Annotated in this window: 20 protein-coding genes; all 20 read left to right on the top strand. The window is 42.1% G+C overall.

The genetic code is table 11. The annotated features are described in order from the left end of the window. Positions 1–218 precede the first annotated feature (218 nt). The 20 genes from FWJ32_RS02820 (at position 219) to arcA (ending at position 20,091) form a co-directional block, all read left to right on the top strand. Positions 219–1,352 (top strand): efflux RND transporter periplasmic adaptor subunit, encoded by a 1,134-nt coding sequence (locus tag FWJ32_RS02820; RefSeq protein WP_149544463.1) that lies wholly within the window; start codon positions 219–221, stop codon positions 1,350–1,352. Beyond that, the gene (locus FWJ32_RS02825; RefSeq protein WP_149544464.1) at positions 1,352–4,492 is read left to right on the top strand and encodes an efflux RND transporter permease subunit; all 3,141 of its coding nucleotides are present in this window, start codon (positions 1,352–1,354) and stop codon (positions 4,490–4,492) included. Before FWJ32_RS02820 ends, FWJ32_RS02825 begins: the two co-directional genes overlap by 1 nt. A 23-nt stretch (positions 4,493–4,515) precedes the next feature. After that, positions 4,516–5,739 (top strand): TolC family protein, encoded by a 1,224-nt coding sequence (locus FWJ32_RS02830; RefSeq protein ID WP_149544465.1) that lies wholly within the window; start codon positions 4,516–4,518, stop codon positions 5,737–5,739. 15 nt (positions 5,740–5,754) lie between these two features. Beyond that, complete coding sequence (locus FWJ32_RS02835; protein WP_149544466.1) at positions 5,755–6,318, top strand: TetR/AcrR family transcriptional regulator; 564 nt, start codon at positions 5,755–5,757, stop codon at positions 6,316–6,318. Positions 6,319–6,465: 147 nt separating this feature from the next. Then, entirely contained in the window at positions 6,466–8,334 is a 1,869-nt protein-coding gene (locus FWJ32_RS02840; RefSeq protein WP_162523479.1) for an S-layer homology domain-containing protein, read from the top strand. Between the two features lie 224 nt (positions 8,335–8,558). Further along, a complete protein-coding gene (locus tag FWJ32_RS02845; RefSeq protein WP_149544468.1) occupies positions 8,559–8,915 on the top strand; it encodes a response regulator in 357 nt (118 codons plus the stop codon). 21 nt (positions 8,916–8,936) lie between these two features. After that, positions 8,937–9,065 (top strand): hypothetical protein, encoded by a 129-nt coding sequence (locus FWJ32_RS13985; protein ID WP_275266207.1) that lies wholly within the window; start codon positions 8,937–8,939, stop codon positions 9,063–9,065. Then, the gene (locus FWJ32_RS13990; protein WP_238988769.1) at positions 9,049–9,243 is read left to right on the top strand and encodes a hypothetical protein; all 195 of its coding nucleotides are present in this window, start codon (positions 9,049–9,051) and stop codon (positions 9,241–9,243) included. The genes FWJ32_RS13985 and FWJ32_RS13990 overlap by 17 nt, the downstream gene beginning before the upstream one ends. A gap of 193 nt (positions 9,244–9,436) precedes the next feature. Further along, positions 9,437–10,084 (top strand): hypothetical protein, encoded by a 648-nt coding sequence (locus tag FWJ32_RS02855; RefSeq protein ID WP_149544469.1) that lies wholly within the window; start codon positions 9,437–9,439, stop codon positions 10,082–10,084. Between the two features lie 8 nt (positions 10,085–10,092). After that, on the top strand, positions 10,093–10,953 hold the full coding sequence (locus FWJ32_RS02860; protein WP_149544470.1) for a class II fructose-1,6-bisphosphate aldolase: 861 nt from the start codon (positions 10,093–10,095) through the stop codon (positions 10,951–10,953). A gap of 5 nt (positions 10,954–10,958) precedes the next feature. Continuing rightward, positions 10,959–11,606, top strand: coding sequence for a fructose-6-phosphate aldolase (gene fsa / locus FWJ32_RS02865; RefSeq protein ID WP_149544471.1), 648 nt, complete (start codon positions 10,959–10,961; stop codon positions 11,604–11,606). Positions 11,607–11,709: 103 nt separating this feature from the next. Continuing rightward, entirely contained in the window at positions 11,710–12,261 is a 552-nt protein-coding gene (locus FWJ32_RS02870; protein WP_203227555.1) for a cupin domain-containing protein, read from the top strand. Positions 12,262–12,591: 330 nt separating this feature from the next. Beyond that, complete coding sequence (gene rho, locus FWJ32_RS02875) at positions 12,592–13,989, top strand: transcription termination factor Rho (RefSeq protein WP_149544472.1); 1,398 nt, start codon at positions 12,592–12,594, stop codon at positions 13,987–13,989. 16 nt (positions 13,990–14,005) lie between these two features. Then, positions 14,006–14,986, top strand: coding sequence for a tryptophan--tRNA ligase (gene trpS / locus FWJ32_RS02880; protein ID WP_149544473.1), 981 nt, complete (start codon positions 14,006–14,008; stop codon positions 14,984–14,986). Positions 14,987–15,155: 169 nt separating this feature from the next. Beyond that, the gene (gene rpmE, locus FWJ32_RS02885; RefSeq protein ID WP_149544474.1) at positions 15,156–15,383 is read left to right on the top strand and encodes a 50S ribosomal protein L31; all 228 of its coding nucleotides are present in this window, start codon (positions 15,156–15,158) and stop codon (positions 15,381–15,383) included. A gap of 51 nt (positions 15,384–15,434) precedes the next feature. Then, positions 15,435–16,358: a DUF1385 domain-containing protein gene (locus FWJ32_RS02890; RefSeq protein ID WP_149544475.1), complete on the top strand. Its 924-nt coding sequence runs from the start codon at positions 15,435–15,437 to the stop codon at positions 16,356–16,358. Then, positions 16,342–17,184: a peptide chain release factor N(5)-glutamine methyltransferase gene (gene prmC, locus FWJ32_RS02895; RefSeq protein ID WP_149544476.1), complete on the top strand. Its 843-nt coding sequence runs from the start codon at positions 16,342–16,344 to the stop codon at positions 17,182–17,184. Before FWJ32_RS02890 ends, prmC begins: the two co-directional genes overlap by 17 nt. Continuing rightward, positions 17,181–17,729, top strand: coding sequence for a chromate transporter (locus tag FWJ32_RS02900; protein ID WP_149544477.1), 549 nt, complete (start codon positions 17,181–17,183; stop codon positions 17,727–17,729). The genes prmC and FWJ32_RS02900 overlap by 4 nt, the downstream gene beginning before the upstream one ends. Further along, positions 17,726–18,247 carry a chromate transporter gene (locus FWJ32_RS02905; protein ID WP_149544478.1) on the top strand — a complete coding sequence of 174 codons (522 nt, stop codon included), beginning with the start codon at positions 17,726–17,728 and terminating at the stop codon, positions 18,245–18,247. The genes FWJ32_RS02900 and FWJ32_RS02905 overlap by 4 nt, the downstream gene beginning before the upstream one ends. Before the next feature lie 626 nt (positions 18,248–18,873). Beyond that, complete coding sequence (arcA, locus tag FWJ32_RS02910; RefSeq protein ID WP_238988770.1) at positions 18,874–20,091, top strand: arginine deiminase; 1,218 nt, start codon at positions 18,874–18,876, stop codon at positions 20,089–20,091. The last annotated feature ends 127 nt before the right edge of the window (positions 20,092–20,218 follow it).

The raw sequence follows: 20,218 nt of genomic DNA on the forward strand, positions 1-20,218 counted from the left end.
ATTGCTACTTATATTCGACATTTATTTGTTAAATCCTTTTTTAAAATAATATATTTTTGATTTAAAAATGATATTGATAGCATCCCTCTAACGGCCTACGTGATTTCTTAACAAAAAATTTACAAACTGGACGACACCTGTCTGTTGATTTATATCCTTATAGGTAGTATACTTAATTTCAGACTGACCGTTCGGTCGAAAAGTTGGGAGGGATAGGAGTGGCAAAAAGATATTTGGTTATAATTGTATCAGTCACTATGGTTTTAACCATTGTGCTTGGAGGGTGCGGTACAACTCGTGATACTTCATCCGTACCAGAAGAGCAGGTGGTCACTGTATCTACCGTTAAGGCTACTACAGGAGATATTTCAGAGTTTAGTAACCTGGTAGGGACACTAAAGCCAAACAAGACGGTAAATGTTATCCCAAAGATGGCGGGAAAGGTTGTACAGGTAAATTTTGACGTTGGTGATCATGTAAAAGCAGGTGATATACTCTTCAAGCTGGATGACATAGATATACAGAACCAGGTGAAGAGTGCCGAGGCTGCTTTGAAGATGGCTGAGGCAAACTATACGTTAAATAAACAGAAATATGAACAGTCAAAGACTGATTTTGCAAGGTATGAGGCGCTTTACAAGGAGGGCGCTATATCGCAGCAGGAGTATGAGCAGATGAAGCTTTCAGTATCGCCTGATATGTTGAAGCTATATGAGGCACAATTGGCGCAGGCACAGGCGAGCTATGATACTGCACTGAGTCAGCTCCAGAATACGATAGTTACATCTCCTATAAATGGTGTTGTGGCCTCCAAGAGTGTAAACGTGGGTGAGATGGCTGCAAATACTATGCCTTCCTTTGTTATTGTGGATAATTCCAGCATGTTTGTGGAGGTCAAGCTGACGGATTCCTTGATAAACAGGGTAAAGCCAGGCGACAGGTTAACTATAAAATTGGGTGATGGTTCAGAGCAGGCGGTAGAAGGTGTTGTTGACACAGTGGCGCCAGCCGCAGAGCAGAGTACAGGTCTTTTTCCCGTAAAGATAAAAATAGACAACAAGGATGGAAGCCTTAAGGCTGGTATGACTGCCACCGTGGTATTGCCCAGTGAAACAAAAAAGGATGTAGTATTGATACCCAAAGAGGCGGTGGTTATCCAGAATACAGTAAGTGTTGTGTTTACCGTAAAGGATGGCAAAGCGGTAAGGAATGTTGTAACCACAGGTATAAGCGACGATAAAAACATAGAGGTTGTATCGGGTATAAAAACAGGCGACGAGGTCATAGTAAAAGGGCAAAACCTGCTGAGCGGTGGAGAAAAGCTTAAGATAGAAAATGGAGGGAGCAACTGATGGGGATTGTTGACTTGTCCATAAAACACCCGGTTACTGTATGGATGTGTATACTGATAGTAATAATCCTGGGTGTCGTTTCGCTTACTATGATCCCTTTAGACCTCCTGCCTAATATCAATCTCCCGATGGCTGCTGTAATCACCAATTACAGCGGTGCAGGTCCGGAAGAAGTCGAGAGCATGGTGACACAGAACTTAGAGAGTGCACTTGCCAGCGTCAACAATGTGGATTCAATCCAGTCCATGTCTCAGGAGGGCACCTCGATAATAATGGTTAGCTTTAATGAGGGGACTAACATGGATGCTGCTACGGCCCAAATGAGAGAGAGGCTGGACATGATCAAGGGTATGCTTCCCAGTGATGTAAGTACGCCGACAGTCATGAAGTTGGACCCCTCCATGATGCCTGTTATGATAATGAGTGTGTCTGGCAACATGGACAGTGTGGCCTTAAAGGATATGGCTGAGAACGATATAAAGCCTGAGCTTGAAAAGGTGGCTGGGGTTGCCAGCGTGACAGTATCAGGTGGAAGGGCCAGACAGATAAATATAGAGCTTAACCAGGACAAGTTAAATGCCCTTGGTCTGTCTGTCAGTCAAATAGTAAGCGCACTGGGGGCACAGAACATGAACCTGCCTGGTGGTACTATAAAGAGCAGCAACCAGGAGATAAGCGTCAGGACTGTGGGTGAGTTTACCTCAATTGAGCAGATAAAGAACACACCTATAATATTGCCTACAGGTGGGGTTGTACTTCTAAAAGACCTGGGAGATGTGAAGGACGGATATGCAGATGTAAGCTCGCTTACATACTTAAATGGCGAGCCGGGGATGGGCTTAATTATACAGAAGGCCTCAGATGCCAATACTGTAATTGTGGCAAGAAATATCAATGAGGCATTAAAGAATATAGAAAAAGATTACCCTGATGTAAAAATAACGAAGATTATTGACAGCTCGGAGTTCATCAATCGTTCTATAGGCAATGTGGAGAAAAACGCAGTTGTTGGTGCTCTACTCGCAGTCCTGATACTTTACCTGTTTTTGAGGAATGTAAGGACCACACTGATTATTGCCATATCCATTCCCGTGTCCGTTGTGGCTGCCTTTGTCATGATGTATTTTTCTGGCATGACATTAAACCTGATATCCCTTGGTGGCCTGGCACTGGGCGTAGGCATGCTGGTGGATAACTCCATAGTGGTGCTTGAGAACGTGTTCAGGTACAGGCAGGAGGGGCATGAGAGGTTTGAGTCGGCAAGTACAGGGACAAAAGAGGTGGGCATGGCTATTACAGGTTCCACATTGACTACTGTAGCAGTATTCCTTCCCATTGTCTTTATGCAGGGAATAGCATCGGAGATATTTAGAGACCTTGCTCTTACCGTCACCTTTTCACTTCTGGCATCTCTTGTCGTGGCCTTGACGGTTGTGCCGATGCTCTCATATCAGCTTATGAGTGCAGAGGCCCGCGAGCCAAGGGTGAAGGGTGTTCTATACAGAATTTCCCACTGGGTCGGTACTGTATTTGACAGTTTAAATACTGGATATGGCAGACTTTTGCGTTTGTCTTTAAGGCACAGGTTGGTTACCCTTCTTATAGGTATAGCCGTGTTTGCTGCATCAATAGTGTCCGTCTCTATGGTAGGTACGGAGCTCATACCTCAGATGGATCAGGGGCAGTTCTCCATCAGTGCTTCACTGCCGAAGGGGACAAATATAGAGACAACCGACAAGGTTATGCAGGATATATACAACAGGATTAAGGATATACCTGAGATAGACGTTACTTATCTCAGCATCGGCTCAGCAGGCACCACAAATCTGGCCATTGGGGGCAGTGCCAATGAGGGGAGTTTTAGTGTCAAGCTAAAGCCATTGAACGAGAGGAAGCGCTCTACCGAGGAGGTGGCAGACGAGGTAAGAAAGAGGCTCTCCTCTATACCCGGTGTAAAGATCAGTGTTGATACGGGTTTGCTCTCCATGGCAGGAAGCAGAGCGGGAAGCATAAGCAATTCAATACTGGGCACTACTGTAGGTGTTGACATCAAGGGTAACGACCTGGATGTATTGAGGCAGCTTAGCGATCAGGTTGCGGAAAAAGTAAAGGGAATACCGGGGACACGGGATGTTCAGACCAGTTTCAGTGAGGGAGAACCAGAATATATTGTGAAGCTTAAAGATGATGTGGCATCCAGCTACGGCCTTACAACCGCCCAGGTGGCGCAGGCCGTGCAGGCATCGGTAAAGGGTACTACAGCTACAAGGTATAAGATGGGCGGACGGGATATAGACGTGGTGGTAAGGATTGCAAGCGGTGAAAGGAACAGCATTGAAGACTTAAAGTCGCTCTATATACAGACACCGGTTGGGGTGCAGGTACCTCTGTCAGCTGTTGCAGATGTATCGATAGGGGTTGGGCCGTCAGAGATTGACAGGCAGGACCAGTCGAGGATAGCTCATGTAACGGCTGCCGTGGTAGGCAGGGACCAGGGAAGTGTGAACAGTGATTTGCAGAGGGTAATAAAGGAGATACCGGTACCCAATGGATATTCGATAGAATTGGGTAGCAGCGCTACCCAGCTTAATGATGCATTCTCAAGCCTCGGCAGGTCACTTATACTGGCTGTAATCTTAGTTTACATGATAATGGCGTCCCAGTTTGAGTCGCTATTGCATCCTTTTACAATCCTTATGTCTGTACCAATATCACTGTCCACAGGTATCCTTGGTCTGGTTGTTACAGGCAAGGCTTTGAGCATACCTGCCTATATAGGGCTTATCATGCTGGCAGGTATAGTGGTTAATAACGGCATAGTCCTGATAGACTATATAAACACCCTCAGGAGAAGAGACGGCATGGAAAGAGATGAAGCTATCATGAAGGGTGGGCCTACAAGGTTAAGGCCTATACTCATGACTACGCTGACAACCATACTTGGCTTAATACCGATGGCACTGGGGATCGGTGAAGGTGCGGAGATGGAACAGCCGCTGGCTATTACGGTCATATTTGGTCTGACATTTTCCACATTAGTCACTTTGATAGTCCTACCTGTAATTTATTCGTACTTTGATAATGCTGAAAGGTATGTTTCAAGGTTGCTGCATAGAAATGAAGCAAAGAATGAGGTTTAAAAAATGCAGAAGGGGATGAGTCTATGAGGGGTTTAAAGGTAGTCTCATTGACAATGAGTGTTATTATGGTTGGGGCCCTCCTCGTACCGGCCAGCGGCCTGGCCGAGGAGGGGAGTGATACAAAGAGCTTCACTCTTGAGGAGGCTATAGACTATGCACTTCAGAATAATGACAGCCTCAAAAATATGGACCTACAGATAGAGATAATGCAAAATCAGTATGACCAGGTGGAGTATCGGCTCAAAAGGCAGTTTGATGTAAAAGATTTAAATGATATACCGGATAGCAAAGCATATAAAATGGGAGTTTCTACTTATGATGCTGATAGACAGGTACTAATAGCCCCTAAAGAGCTTAAGAATGGGATCGATACACTGGAGAATACAAAAAAGCAGCTTGAGGAGGCTATAAAGCTGAGTGTGGAGCAGGCCTACTATAAGGTGCTGGAGGATGAACAGAACCTTGATGTCTTAAACACGAGCCTGGAGCTGGCACAAAAAGCACAGAGTATAGCTAAGGTACAGTTTGATAAGGGGATGATAACAGAGGATCAGCTCCTCCAGGCTGAGATTGGCGTATCCGGTGTTAATATGCAGATAGACCAGGCCAAGGCCACATTAGAGAAGGATATGCTCAATCTAAAGAGGCAGCTTGGTCTTCCATTGAAGTCGGAACTTAAGCTTGAGACAGTGTTCAAGGTACCGGACATATCTGGCATAGATGTGGAAGAAGGCGTGGAGTCTGCCTTGAAAAACCGCATGGAGATTCTTGAAGCAAAAAAGGACCTGGATATAAAGCAGCAAGACTTTGAGTTGATAAAAAAGTATTATTCGGATATTACATTCCAGTACAAGAGCGGGCTTTTAAACCTGAACACAAGCCAGGAAAAATTGAAGTCGGCAGAGCAGGATGTGGAGCTGGATGTAAGGAGTAAATACCTTGACATGAAAAGCGCCTCTTCAGCACTGCCGGTTCTTCAGATGAATGTAGAAAAAGCACAGGAGTCTTTGAGGCTGGCACAGCTCAGGTTTGAAAATGGACTTGGAACAATAGTAGACGTCTTAAATGCCCAGAATACACTACTCCAGAATCAGTTGGACCTTGTAAAGACACAGCATGGTCTAAACCTGGCCAAAATAAACTATGAGGTTGCTACAGGCATTGGTATCCCGTCGCAGTCCCAGACCAGCTCTTCCCAGGTGAATGAAACGGCAAGCAACTCATTAACAGCAAGCCAGACGCAATAATTTAGTGGTGATAGTATGATGAAGGGTGATAAAAGAGAAATAATCATAGAGGCAGCGACGGCAATCTTTGCCAGGGATGGGTTTGACAGAGCTAAGATGGAGGATATATCTATACAGGCCGGTATAGGCAAGGGCACCATCTATGAATATTTTAAAAGCAAAAAAGAGCTGTTTCAGGAGGTCATAAAAAATTCCATCAGTATTTATGTAGGGCTTCTTAAGGACGTTGGGACAGAGGAACAGCCATTTGATAAGAAACTGGCTGACTTTATAAGACTTCACAAGGAATTTCTCGAAAAGAACAGAGACCTTGCCAATTTGCTCATGAAGGATACCAGAGGTATCCCGGATGGGGTAAAAAAGCATTTTTTATATGTAAAAAAAGAAGCTATCAATGCGGCTGTAAACATGATTGATTCTGCCATACAGCATGGTGAGGTACGGGATATAAAAAGGAGGATAGGGGCTCGAATAATACTGGGCATAACCATCTCCCTCGTTACTGCAGGATTTATGGAAGATGAGGACTGGAATGTTGATGATGTCGTGGATATAATCCTTAACGGCATATCAAGGTAAATGTTACAGATATATTACAATTTGGTTAAACTTTGGTTACCTTAGAAGGATTTCTTGGGTTTGTGAAGAACTATATTAATATAAAAATGATTCCAGCCCAATATTGAGTTCCGTGCTATTAATTTTGCATTACAGGAGGGAGAAATGATGAAACAGAACATTAAAAAGGTCGGTGTTTTTATTGCAGTATTTTTAATGATATTCTCAACAGCATATGCTGCACCAATAGGGGTGACAAAAAGCAACCCATTCTCTGACGTACCAGACAATCACTGGGCAATCCAGTATATACTCGATATGTATAACAAGGGCATCATACTTGGATCAATGCAGGGTAATTCCAGGCTTTTTAAGCCGGAAGAGGGTATAAGCAAGCTGGAGGCAGTTACACTTATTGCCAGAATAATGGGATCCAATGACAACGAGACAGCTGTCAATACAGCCTATGACAAATATAAGGCGGTGCTGGATGAGGCTAAGATTCCCAGCTGGGCGTCAAAAGAGGTAGCCTATGCCATGGATAGGGGTGTGGTCACTGAAGGGGATGTAAAAACCTTTATTGACAGTAAAGGAAATCAGGCAAAGCTATTGAGGCATGAGATGGCCATATATATAGTGAGGGCTATGGGCCTTGAAGATACGGCAAAGTCTATAAAGTATCCCACACTGAGTTTTACTGACTTTTTCAACATCCCAGAGGCTTCAAGACCGTATATTAAAGTTGCTGTAGACCAGGGGGTATTTGACAAAAACGGTGACGCCAAGGGGCAGTTTAATCCCTTAAACCAGCTAACACGTGCAGAGGTTGCCAAGATATTCTCACTCTCCTATGATAAGATCAACAAGACGTCGTCGGGGACAACAACTTCCGATACGTCAGTTATGGATGTCACGATCGACAGTGTTATTGAGAGCAGCAATGTAAACTATTTAAGCTATAAGACATCTGACGGTAAGACAGAGATTTTGAACATAGACCCCAATGCTGTGATTACAGTAGATGACAAGACTGCTTCTATATCTGACATCAAAAGCGGTATGTCTGCAAAGATTAAAGTAAAGGGAAGCAATGTAACACAGATAGAGGCGAAATCCCTGGAAAAAAACGTCAGTGGCACAGTGTTTTCTATATTTTATGGCAGTGATCCTATACTGACCCTGGAAGATAAAGATGGAAACAGGGTATCGTACCACTTGACCGGTGCAACAATTAAAAAAGACGGTAAGACAGCCTCAGTCAATGACATTGAACCCAAGGATGTTGTAGAGGCTGTGGCTTCAGGTGACAAGATAATAAGCCTTGATGTCACCAGCGGGGTAAGGCAGTATGAAGGCACATTAAAAGAGGTTAAACTGGATGGCACAAAACTTCTGTTAACTATGGATACTGATGATGGCACAGAAACCTTTGAAATATCTGATGACGCCAGTATAAAGAGGAATAAGCGTTCTGCGGATTGGACCGATCTTAAAAAAGGAGATGACCTTGAGGTTACAGTGGAGGGAGATCTTGTAACTGTCATTAATGCCACCAGTACAGACCGTGATATCAGCGGCAGCATAACGGGGATCTTTATTTCGTCAAGCCCTGAGATAACCATAACCAATGACGAGGGGGATATGACCTATGCCCTGGCAAGTGATGCTGATATAAAGATAGACGGCAGGACGGCTGTCGATGGGATATATAACCTCAGGTTAGGCTATCAGGCAGAGGCTAGTGTGGAGTCCGATGAAATTGTCAAACTTAGTGTCTCCTCAACGAAAGAGAATTCCTTGATTTTTGGTACTATAAAGAGGATCGAAACAAAGTCCAACCTGATTTCAATCTCCGTATACGATGAGACGACAAAGAAGACATCGGATGTGGTGATACTGGTCACTGATGATACCAAGATTTATGACAAGGATGGAGATATTATAAAATTAAGAGACTTAGATGAGGGCGATTCGGTCACTGCAAGAGTACAGGACGAGGGTGGAATACTCAAGGCGATATTTATATCCATCGAATAGAGGAGGGTATACTTCTCTCTTAGGATATATTGGATATGTCAATAGCATCGGAATTATTGGGGATGCTATTGACATGCATATTTTTTATAGGCAGCGAGATTTAACCCCCCTATCCTTTTTTAAAAAATTTTTCACATGTAAAAAGGAAAATTCAATATTATGTAGAATAATAGTATAAAGGAGCGTAGCATAGTGCTAAGCTATAGTTACGGGGGATAGGGTGTATGGAGAAAAGTATTCTGATTGTGGATGACCATGTGGGAATCAGAATACTCATGAGCGAAATCTTCAGGAGAGACGGGTTTGACGTCAAGTGCGCCGGAAATAGGGAAGAAGCAAAATGTATAGCAGAGCAATGCAAGCCGGGGATTGGGATTTTTGATGTAAACCTTGGCGGTTGTAATGGGCTTGACCTGCTAAAAGAGATTAAGAGTAATAATCCGGGGATGGTGCCTATAGTCATATCGGCTTCTGAGTATTTTGATGACCTATGTTTGCCTGCGGGAATCGAGGTCCACTACGTGAAGAAACCGTTTGACATTGGGATGTTAAAGGCAAAGGTGTGTGAGTTGTGCGGATAGTGATATCGAGGAAGAGTATAAGTGGAGCGGATTATGCTGAAGGTTGGGATATCCAGCAGAGATGCGCACTGTGCTGGCAGCTTGATAGAGGGTGCTAAGATACTGGAGCTTTTCAGAGATGTGGCCACAGAACTTGCTCATATGTCATGATGGTGATGGAGGAATTTTTGTTGCAGATGGTAATCTCGAGTTTCTTGCTCCAGTATATACGGGTGATTACATTGAGGCGAGAGGTGAGAGAGATGAGATCGACAGGGTTGGGGTGACCTCCCGCCATATGAAGCTTGAGGCGTACAAGATTATAACTTTAGCAGATATTATGGAATAGCCGTCTGCATGTGATGTGCTTGAGGAGCCTGTACGGGTATGCAGGGCTTCCAGTACCTGTATGGTAAAAAAGTTACAGAGAGACATATAGTGCGTAAATAAAAAAATAGTCGATTAAATCGACTATTTTTTTATTTACTGAGAGGAATTTTAATTTTTATAGAGAATTATTTATTAAAGGGGTGTGATATGTAATGCTTATAAACCCAGAGGTAACGGTTGCCTTCAGATGCCTCGAATGTGGCAGGTTGACCTTTGATAGCACCACGCCATTTAAGCTTGTTAAGGAACATGGCGTCATGTTTCCATGCGAATGCGGCAGGAGTACGGTAACAATAAATATTACGGAGAAGATGCAATATAGTATAACGGTGCCTTGTATTGCCTGCGGCGAATATCATACCTATACATTGGATAAGAGGATATGGCGGGAGCCTTTAAATATACTCACGTGTCCAAAAAGTGGATATAAGGTTTGCTTTCTTGGCAAAGAGCAACCTGTCTTGAGGGCTATAGAAGATTATGATGTAGAACTCGATAAAGCTCTGATGGACCTTAATTTTGACGACTATTTTAAGAACGATGAGGTCATGTATGAGGCTATCAATAAGCTGCATGAGATTGCAGAAAGGGGGAATTTATACTGCACTTGTGGAAATGATAATATTGATGTATTATTAAAACCGGAGGGTATTGAACTGCTATGTAAAAAATGCCATGCCAGGGGTTTTATATATGCTGGGAGCATTAAAGACCTCAGATCTATAGCAAGGCTCAATACAATAGTATTAAATGACCCTATACTCTGTACAAATAAAAGACCGGAGAAAGAAGGAGGTTAACTTAAATCATGTTAGTTTCAGGCATTGAAATTCTTGCAAAAGCCAATATAGACGGTTATGCTGTTGGGGCCTTCAACACAAGCAATCTGGAAATCACACAGGCTATAATTGAATCAGCAGAGGAGCTCAATGCCCCTGTGATTGTTCAGGTGAGCGAAGGTGCATTTAATTATGCGGGTGGTAAAAATATTGCCAATATCGTAAAAACAATGGCTCGGGACGCCAGTGTACCTGTGGCGCTCCATTTAGACCATGGCAGGGATTTTGGCATTCTTATGAGGTCTATCAGATACGGTTTTACATCTATTATGTATGATGGCTCAAAGTATCCATTGCCGGAGAACATAGAAAGGACGAAAAGGATAGTTGATATGGCACGTGCCGTGAACATTTCAGTTGAGGCAGAACTGGGTAAGATTGGTGGAACTGAGGACAACGTCAGCGTGAGCGAGAAGGAGGCAATGTATACCGACCCCGATGAGGCTGTAGAATTTGTGAAGGAGACAGGAGTGGATTACCTTGCCATAGCTATAGGCACAGCTCACGGGCCGTATAAGGGTGTTCCACACCTTGACTTCGAGAGGTTAAAGGAAATAAAATCAAGATTAGGGATGCCCATTGTTTTGCATGGCGCCTCAGGACTATCAGAGGAGGATATAAAAAAGGCTGTTAAGCTTGGTGTCAACAAGATAAACATAGATACAGACATAAGGCAGGCATTTGCTGCGTCTGTGAGGGCATACCTGGATGAGAATAAAGATGTGTATGACCCCAGGAGTATCCTTGGAAACGCAAAGAAAGCAATGAAGGATGTTATAAAGAAAAAAATGATAATGTTTGGCTCCGATAATAGAGCTAAGGAGGGTTAAGTATAATGGAACTGTTTATTGATACCGCCAACTTAGACGAGATAAGAAAGGCTGCTGAGATGGGTATTATAACAGGTGTTACTACCAACCCAACCCTGGTAGCAAAAGAAGGAAAAAGGGACTTAAAAGACCTGATTGCGGAGATAGCTTCTATTGTAAATGGCCCGATAAGTGCAGAGGTGATAAGCACTGACAGCGAAGGGATGGTAAGGGAAGGCAGAGAGCTTTCAAAGATCCACCCCAATATTGTTGTAAAAATACCCATGACGGAAGAGGGTTTAAGGGCTGTAAAGGTATTATCTTCGGAAGGAATAAAGACAAACATGACGTTGATTTTTTCGGCCAATCAGGCACTTCTTGCTGCCCGGGTAGGCGCAACTTATGCCAGCCCGTTTGTAGGAAGACTTGACGATATAGGCTTTGATGGCATGAAGTTGGTCTCAGATATTATGGAGATATATAATATTTATGGGATTGAGACCAAGGTCATAGCAGCCAGTATAAGACATCCTCTGCATGTGACTCAGGCGGCGCTGGCAGGTGCAGATATCGCTACAGTGCCTTATAAAGTGCTGATGCAGATGGTTAAACATCCTCTGACAGATGCCGGACTGGAAAAGTTCTTGAATGACTATAGGTCGGTCAAAGAATAACACTGGATAGCGGAACAGTCAGTGTGGTTTGGCTTTAAACGGCAGTGACTGTGCAATTAGCTTGATATTTGTGTTATAATATATGTTGTGTATGGAGGCAAAAATGCCAAAAGTTGATATTGAATTGGGTACAAAACTGAGGAGTCTGAGAAAAGATAAACATATGAGCATAGAACAACTGGCTGAGAAAGCTGGCCTTTCCATAGGCCTTATATCGCAGATAGAAAGAAATCTCAACAGCCCAACTGTTTCAACCCTTTATAAGATAGCTCAGGCCCTGGATACCCACATAGGTTATTTCTTTGATGATGATAAACAAGGTGCCGTGGTCAGAAAAGATGAGAGAAGGGTTATTAAGCTGCCAAAGTCCAACCGTACATATGAGATGCTTTCACCTGATATGAAGAGAAAGATGGAATTTCTTTTAGTGCGCATTCAGCCCGGCGAATGTGACAATACAGAACAGTTGTCCCACCAGGGTGAAGAGTGTGGTTTGGTGTTAAGTGGGCGGATGATGGTAAAATGGGGTGATATGGAATATATATTAGAGGAAGGAGATAGTATCTATTTTGACAGCAGTGTACCTCACAGGTACTTTAATATAGGTGACACTGAGTGCATTTCTGTGTGGGCGATGACTCCACCCAGTTTTTAACTTGTTCAGGGCGGTTGATATTACTCACCGCCCGACTTATATGTATCCTTTGTGTACCGTTCTTTGTTGTCCATCTCATATTTGCGTTTCTCTGTGTGACGCAATAACAATTCAATAAATCATTATGTTGTATTATACGATCCGATATAAATGGGGGACTTCTTTTTATTTATTAAATCCGTAATAGCACTTAATAGATGCTAGGTTATTTATAAAAGCGAACGTTTTATGGGGTGGCATGTCCACGAATGTATATATTATACCAGTTATGTATATATTTTTGTGCTATTGGGAATAAGTTATAATAGATAGCTTTTGTGGAGGTGTGTGATGATATCTGAAGACTTGAGCAAGAAAACCCTTGTAGAACTGCGCCAGATGGCAAAAGATGCAGGGGTAAAAAGTGTTACGAAATACAAAAAAGATGAACTCATTGAACAGATCTTAAAGTCAGCTTCTGTTTATAAAGAAATCAATTCTGCCAGTCCCATTGATCTTAATGAAGCAGAAATTAAAGAAGAAGAGGTAAGTAATATGATTGAAACACAAGACACTCAACGTGAAAAGACAGAAGAGAATGAATTTGAGTTTCATGGCAAGACCGATTTTGAAAAAGCCGTTGGAGAGGGTATACTGGACACCATGCCCGATGGCTACGGCTTTCTGAGAGCGGAGAATTATCTTCAAGGTCCTAATGACATATATATCTCCCAATCCCAGATAAGGAGATTTAATTTAAAAGAAGGAGACAAGGTTTCAGGAATTATCAGGCTTCCCCGAGAGGGTGAGAAATATGCGGCGATGCTGTACGTAAAGTCTGTAAACGACTGTAATCCTGAAGAAGCAAGAATGCGAAAGTCTTTTGACGATCTGACGCCTATCTATCCCGAAGAAAGGATTAAGCTGGAGATTCACCCTAAGGACCTTTCTACACGCCTCATTGATCTGATTGCGCCTATTGGTAAAGGTCAAAGAGGCATGATAGTGTCTCCACCTAAAGCTGGTAAAACCACTCTTCTTAAAAAAATTGCCAACTCTATTGCTACCAACCACCCTGAATGTTATCTTATAGTCCTTCTAATTGATGAGAGACCTGAAGAGGTTACAGATATGGAGCGCTCCATTAAGGGTGAGGTTGTGTATTCTACCTTTGATGAACTTCCAGAGCACCACACAAAGGTGGCTGAGATGGTTTTAGAAAGGGCAAAAAGACTTGTTGAACATAAAAAGGATGTAGTTATATTACTGGACAGCATCACAAGGCTTGCTAGGGCGTATAACCTGGTGACGCCTCCATCAGGCAGGACTTTATCGGGTGGAATTGATCCATCGGCCCTGCATCCGCCAAAAAGATTTTTTGGTGCTGCAAGAAATATAGAAGAAGGGGGCAGTCTCACTATAATAGCAACAGCATTGATTGAGACAGGCAGTCGTATGGATGACGTTATTTTTGAGGAGTTTAAAGGAACAGGCAATATGGAGATACACCTGGACAGAAAACTTTCTGAAATGCGGATATTCCCAGCCATAGATATATATAAGTCGGGTACAAGAAAGGAAGAACTTTTGCTTACCAAAGACGAATTGGATGCTGTATACTATATTAGAAGGGCTTTGAATACATCCTCTACCGCTGAGGTTACAGAGACCCTTATAAATATGCTTTTGAATACAAAGACCAATGATGAGTTTATAAGTGGTTTAAAAAACGTAGTAGTTACTAAGTAGGAGGTTGTTAGAGATTATGAAGAGAGTATTATCTGGGGTGCAGCCGACAGGGGATATCCATATAGGTAATTATGTGGGGGCTATGATGCACTTTGTTGAGTTACAGCAGGATCATGAGTGTTATTTCTGCATAGTGGACCTGCATGCCCTTACGGTGCCGCAGGACCCCGAGGAGTTGAGGAACAAGACCTATGAGCTGGCAGGGATATACCTGGCCATAGGACTTGACCCAGAAAAATCAACGATATTTGTGCAGTCTCAGGTAAGTGCCCATGCGGAACTGGCATGGCTGCTATCCTGTATGGCATATTTTGGTGAACTTTCCCGGATGACCCAATTTAAGGATAAGAGCAAAGGCAAGGAAAATGTTTCTGTAGGGCTCTTCACATATCCTGTATTGATGGCGGCAGATATCTTACTTTATCAAGCAGACTATGTGCCTGTAGGCAATGACCAGAAACAGCACTTGGAGCTTACAAGAGACCTGGCTGAGAGGTTTAACAACAGGTTTGGGGAGACATTTGTATTGCCTGAGCCACTGATTGCTGATGTAGGAGCAAGGATAATGTCTCTTACAGATCCCACAAAGAAGATGAGCAAGAGTGATGCGGATGAGAATGGCAGGATAAATCTTCTGGATAGTCCCGACGTGGTTAAGAAAAAGATTATGAGGGCTATTACTGATTCAGAATCTGTTATAAGGTACGACCCGGAGAACAAGCCTGGGGTGAGCAACCTTTTAAGCCTTTACAGCGTGATGAGCGGTCTTTCAATACCGGACTTAGAAAAAAAATATGAGGGTTGCGGTTATGGGATCCTGAAAAAGGATCTGGTTGATGTGGTAAACGAAAAACTCAAGGCCATTCAGGACATGTATTATGGATTTTCCAGGGGGGAGCTTGAGATGATACTACGAAAGGGCAGGGAAAAGGCTGAAGCGGTTGCTGAAAAGACTTTACATGATGTAAAGAGCAAAATGGGGCTCGTTATGTTTTAAATTTTTAAGTGTGGCTTGAATGTTATGTCCGTGCCTAACCTGGGGTATTTTAGTTTGTGTATGAGCAAGCATTGATGGGTTTGTGATTATGATTTGACAGAGGTTGCAGTAGAATAATAGTTATGGTATAATTATGTGGTCAAAGTAGAGTTTAAGCGAGGTGATATAGATGAAGGAAGGGATCCATCCAAAATATTATGAAGATGCAGTAGTTAAGTGTGCTTGTGGGAACACGTTTGTTACCGGTTCTACAAAAAAAGAGATCCATGTGGAGATATGTTCTAAGTGTCATCCTTTATATACTGGCCAACAGAAGCTTATAGATACTGGCGGGAGGATAGACAGGTTTAACAAGAGATATGGCATAGGTAAGAAGAATGATGAGCCTAAAGAATAGGAGAGGTTAGTATTGGTCTAACCTCTTTGTTCATAAAAAGAGGAGATATATATGAAGAAGACGTTGATTGGCGGCCAGGCCGTCATAGAAGGTGTCATGATGCGCGGCAGGAGTAATGTGGCCATTGCTGTCCGCAGCAAAGATGGCATCAATCTGGCCTGTAAAAAGGTGAGCCCTTTTACAGATAAATACCCTGTTTTTAAACTTCCTATTCTAAGGGGTATGGTATCTCTTGTGGAGTCGCTTGTAATAGGTGTTAATGCTATAAACTATTCTGCTGAGATATCTGGCCAGCTTGTGGAGGAAGAACCCTCAAAATTTGACAGAACCCTTGAAAAGATTTTCGGAGATAGACTTAACAATGTGCTGTTGGCCTTTTCGCTGATTATATCTTTGGGCTTTGCGGTTTTGCTGTTCTTTATCCTTCCTACATGGTCTGCCAACCTTATTAAAAGGTTTACGAATTCTGGATTTTTATTAAATATTATAGAAGGTGTAATCAGGGTAGCTATATTTCTGATCTATCTTATTGCTATATCAGGTATGAAAGATATAAGAAGGGTATTTGAGTATCATGGCGCCGAACATAAGACCATACATTGTTATGAGCATGAGGAAAAGCTTACTCCGGAAAATGCCCGCAAGTATAGCACTCTGCATCCCCGGTGTGGTACAAATTTCCTCTTTCTGGTCATGGTGGTAAGCATCCTGCTTTTTTCAATCTTTAGCTGGCCTGGATTCTGGATGAGGGTGATTTTGAGGATTGTTCTTCTTCCTCTTGTAGCTGGCATATCCTATGAGCTTATAAGATGGGCTGGCAAGAGCGAGAGCAGGCTTGCCAGGGCTATAGCCTATCCGGGAATGATGCTTCAAAAGCTTACCACAAGGGAACCTGATGATTTGCAGTTAGAGGTTGCCATAGCCTCATTGAGGTCCATACTGGAGGTAGAGGGAGACAATGACATTATTCCGTGAGGCCTTAAAGGAAGGGACTGCTACGTTGGAAATGGCTGGCATATATACTGCCAGACTGGATGCAGAGTTGCTCTTATCGTATGCCTGTAAGATAAATAGAGCTAAACTTCTCGCAAGGTTAAACGACGAGGTGCCTGATGATAAGCTAAATTTTTTTTATAGTTATATAGAAAAAAGGGCTTCAAGATACCCTCTATGCTATATTACAGGCCACAAGGAGTTTATGGGGCTTGACTTTATTATCCGTGAGGGCGTGCTGATACCAAGACCAGAGACGGAGCTGCTGGTAGAAACTGTAATAAATATGCTGCCAGAGGATGCTGCGGTTATAGATTTATGTACGGGCTCAGGGGTAATAGCAATTTCTCTGGCCCATTATTTATATGACGCAACCATTTATGCCGTGGATATTTCAAAAACTGCATGCAAAATAGCTAAAGAAAATGCCTCAAAGCTAAGAGTTAACAACAGGGTCAGAATTCTAAATGGTGATTTGTTTGAGCCATTACCTGTCAATCTGAAGGTGGATGCAGTGGTATCCAATCCGCCATATATCAAAACCGGAGAGGTTGCAAGCCTTATGCCTGAAATATCCTATGAGCCAATTGAGGCATTGGATGGCGGAGAAAGTGGACTGGAGTTTTATAATAAGATTGTTGAAGGTGCAGTGGCTTTCTTGAAAGACAATGGTGTTCTTGCACTGGAGATAGGTTGTGATGAGGCCGACGATGTCGTGCAATTGATGAAGAGTGAGTATAGAAATATAGAGGTCTTAAAAGACATGGCTGGGATGGATAGGGTAGTGGTGGGGAGGCTTAGAAATTGAAATTTTTATTTGAACTTATGATGAGTTTTTTTAAGATAGGGGCCTTTACACTAGGCGGGGGATACGCCATGGTGCCCCTTATTCAGGAAGAGGTTGTGGAAAAAAAAGGCTGGATTGATGAAAGCGAGTTTCTCAACATTATAGCTATAGCCCAGTCTGCACCGGGCCCGATTGCCATTAATACGGCTGTCTTTACCGGTTACAGACTCAAAGGGATATCTGGAGCTGTATTTGCTACACTGGGTGCGGTTTTGCCGTCGTTCTTAATTATTTTGATAGTGGCCACTTTTTTCTTATCTGTTAAAGATTCAGCGGTTGTAAAGAGGGCCTTTATGGGGATAAGACCAGCAGTGGTGGCCTTGATAGTGTATTCTGTGGTGAGACTTGTTAAATCTAATGACGTGAAGGGATACGCCTTTATTATCCCCCTTCTTGCATGTCTTGGAATAGTTCTTTTTAATCTTCATCCAATTCTTATAATTGTGTTGGCAGCTATAAGTGGCATAATTAAAACAATAGTCAGAGGGGAGGATATGGGAGAGTGATTCTTTTAAGACTTTTTTATTCATTTTTCAAGATAGGTGCATTCAGCTTTGGAGGTGGTTATGCGGTCCTGGCCTTCATCCAAAAAGAAATAGTAAACCTGAATCACTGGCTTTTACCATCGGAATTTGTAGATGTGGTGGCCATATCCCAGATTACTCCCGGACCAATAGCTATCAATGCTGCTACATTTGTCGGATACAAGGTTGCAGGATATCCTGGCTCAGCAGTGGCAACCCTTGGTGTGACACTTCCATCTTTTTTGATTATAATTGTCATAGCACGGTTTTTTATCAGGTTTCAGGAAAATCACTATGTGAAAGCTGCCTTTGATTTTATAAGGCCGGCAACCATAGGACTTATAGCTGCTGCTGCTGTTACTACCGCACAGGCATCCATAGTAGATATAAAGAGTGCCCTTATAGGTATATTTATATTCATTCTTCTATACTATATGAAGTTGGACACTATTTTAGCCATTGCTTTATCTGCCATACTTGGACTTTTGCTCTACCGTTGATAAATGGATACAAGGGGACGATTTTCTGTCTATTGATTACAGTTAAGACCCGGTTATTACCGGGTCTTAACTGTATATAGGCTATCTACTTTAATAATTGCCAAATCAATATTATTTATAGTTTTTAAGTGACCATCTCACTAATTTAACATTTCTTGGTTGTCAAGCCATAGTATGAAGATTGTCCTTTCATTGTCGAAGTTTATCATCCCATCAAATAGGCTTTTTGTGGTTTTTTTGATGACTTGCTGTCCATATACCCGAAGTTATAAGAACGGGGCAATTTATGCACGGTTATGTTAAATATGGGAAAATTTTAATGTAATATAATATATATTAACTGTGAAACTTTTATGCAAATAGTTTTTATTACATCTGATTAATTTTTATACGGATCATGAATATCCAGCGGCTAAACAGGTAAGATTTATGAATAAATATATGTGATTTATGGATAAAATGAAAGCTATATAGAAGTAAATAAGTATAATTAAATAAAATTAAGAATGGCAGCGATAAATTCGATATTACAGCTAAATTTGCCTATTGAAATTGACATACAATATTTGCCGGATATGTACATACAATGTATAATACTGACGTAAAGGAAGGCAAGGAGGGATATGATGCCCATAGAAATAAATTCAGAGATAGGTAGGTTAAGAAGGGTTCTACTGCATAGGCCGAATGGAGAACTGGAAAATCTTATCCCAGAATATCTGGGCCGGTTGCTTTTTGATGATATACCGTATCTTGTTATAGCCCAGAAAGAGCATGATACGTTTGCCTCCATCCTAAAGGACAACGGTGCTGAGGTGGTGTATCTTGAGGATTTAGCAGCCGATGTGCTTGATGATGATGCAATAAGAGAGAAATTTTTAGATGAGTTTTTTGAGGAGAGTGGAATAACATCTAAAGGCCTTAAAGAGTCTTTGAAGACATATTTTGAAAATATGTCTCCTAAAGAAGCTGTTCTAAAACTGATGTCAGGTATAAGGAGAGATGAGATAAAAATAAAGAATTACACACTAGCAGATATAATAGATGATGATTATCCGTTCTATATTGATCCTATGCCAAACCTGTATTTTACAAGGGATCCTGCAGCATGTATAGGTAATGGCCTTACCATAAACAGGATGGCTACAGCAGCGAGAAAAAGAGAAAGTCTCTTCATAAAGTATATATATGAAAATCATCCTATGTTTAAGGAAAATGGTTTGAAGCTCTGGTATGACAGGTCACAGCCATTCAGTATTGAGGGTGGGGATGAACTTGTCTTGAACGATAAAATAGTAGCCATAGGATGCAGTGAAAGGACAAGCCCACAGGCAATTGAACTTACAGCGCGTAATCTTTTCAGAGACAGCTATTTTGAAAAGGTATTGGTATTTGAACTGCCAAAGTCCAGAGCTTTTATGCACCTTGATACTGTATTTACAATGGTTGACTATGATAAGTTTACAATACATCCAGGTGTTGAAGGGCCACTTAGTATATATGAAATATCTAAGTACAGTGAAGATGAAATATATATTGAGCACAAGACACTCCCTTTAGATGAGATACTTAAAGAAGCCCTTGGATTGCCGTCCGTCAGGTTAATAAAGTGTGGTAATGGAGACGTAATAGCATCTGGTAGGGAGCAGTGGAACGATGGTTCTAATACGCTTGCCATAGCGCCTGGTGTGGTTGTTACTTATGATAGGAACTATATAACCAATGAAGCATTGAAAGAAAATGGTGTAAAGGTGATAGCGATTCCAAGCTCCGAACTTTCCAGAGGTCGTGGAGGTCCAAGATGCATGAGTATGCCATTATATAGAGAACCTGTTTTATGGTAGGGAGCAATGGCGTCTTATAAAGATTTGTTGAAACATCCGCATCATATTTGTGCACCTGTTCCTTTGTTATCCATTTTTTAATTTTATACGCATCTGATGGTTTATGACATAATGATATGTACCTGTT

The sequence above is a fragment of the Calorimonas adulescens genome (genome assembly GCF_008274215.1).
Classification (GTDB): domain Bacteria; phylum Bacillota; class Thermoanaerobacteria; order Thermoanaerobacterales; family UBA4877; genus Calorimonas; species Calorimonas adulescens.

What these genes read in the sequence shown, in the direction of transcription:
- FWJ32_RS02825 (WP_149544464.1), top strand. Translation starts at nt 1,352, where the DNA reads ATGGGGATTGTTGACTTGTCCATAAAACACCCGGTTACTGTATGGATG.
- FWJ32_RS02830 (WP_149544465.1), top strand. Translation starts at nt 4,516, where the DNA reads ATGAGGGGTTTAAAGGTAGTCTCATTGACAATGAGTGTTATTATGGTT.
- FWJ32_RS02835 (WP_149544466.1), top strand. Translation starts at nt 5,755, where the DNA reads ATGATGAAGGGTGATAAAAGAGAAATAATCATAGAGGCAGCGACGGCA.
- FWJ32_RS02840 (WP_162523479.1), top strand. Translation starts at nt 6,466, where the DNA reads ATGAAACAGAACATTAAAAAGGTCGGTGTTTTTATTGCAGTATTTTTA.
- FWJ32_RS02845 (WP_149544468.1), top strand. Translation starts at nt 8,559, where the DNA reads ATGGAGAAAAGTATTCTGATTGTGGATGACCATGTGGGAATCAGAATA.
- FWJ32_RS02855 (WP_149544469.1), top strand. Translation starts at nt 9,437, where the DNA reads ATGCTTATAAACCCAGAGGTAACGGTTGCCTTCAGATGCCTCGAATGT.
- FWJ32_RS02860 (WP_149544470.1), top strand. Translation starts at nt 10,093, where the DNA reads ATGTTAGTTTCAGGCATTGAAATTCTTGCAAAAGCCAATATAGACGGT.
- fsa (WP_149544471.1), top strand. Translation starts at nt 10,959, where the DNA reads ATGGAACTGTTTATTGATACCGCCAACTTAGACGAGATAAGAAAGGCT.
- FWJ32_RS02870 (WP_203227555.1), top strand. Translation starts at nt 11,710, where the DNA reads ATGCCAAAAGTTGATATTGAATTGGGTACAAAACTGAGGAGTCTGAGA.
- rho (WP_149544472.1), top strand. Translation starts at nt 12,592, where the DNA reads ATGATATCTGAAGACTTGAGCAAGAAAACCCTTGTAGAACTGCGCCAG.
- trpS (WP_149544473.1), top strand. Translation starts at nt 14,006, where the DNA reads ATGAAGAGAGTATTATCTGGGGTGCAGCCGACAGGGGATATCCATATA.
- rpmE (WP_149544474.1), top strand. Translation starts at nt 15,156, where the DNA reads ATGAAGGAAGGGATCCATCCAAAATATTATGAAGATGCAGTAGTTAAG.
- FWJ32_RS02890 (WP_149544475.1), top strand. Translation starts at nt 15,435, where the DNA reads ATGAAGAAGACGTTGATTGGCGGCCAGGCCGTCATAGAAGGTGTCATG.
- prmC (WP_149544476.1), top strand. Translation starts at nt 16,342, where the DNA reads ATGACATTATTCCGTGAGGCCTTAAAGGAAGGGACTGCTACGTTGGAA.
- arcA (WP_238988770.1), top strand. Translation starts at nt 18,874, where the DNA reads ATGCCCATAGAAATAAATTCAGAGATAGGTAGGTTAAGAAGGGTTCTA.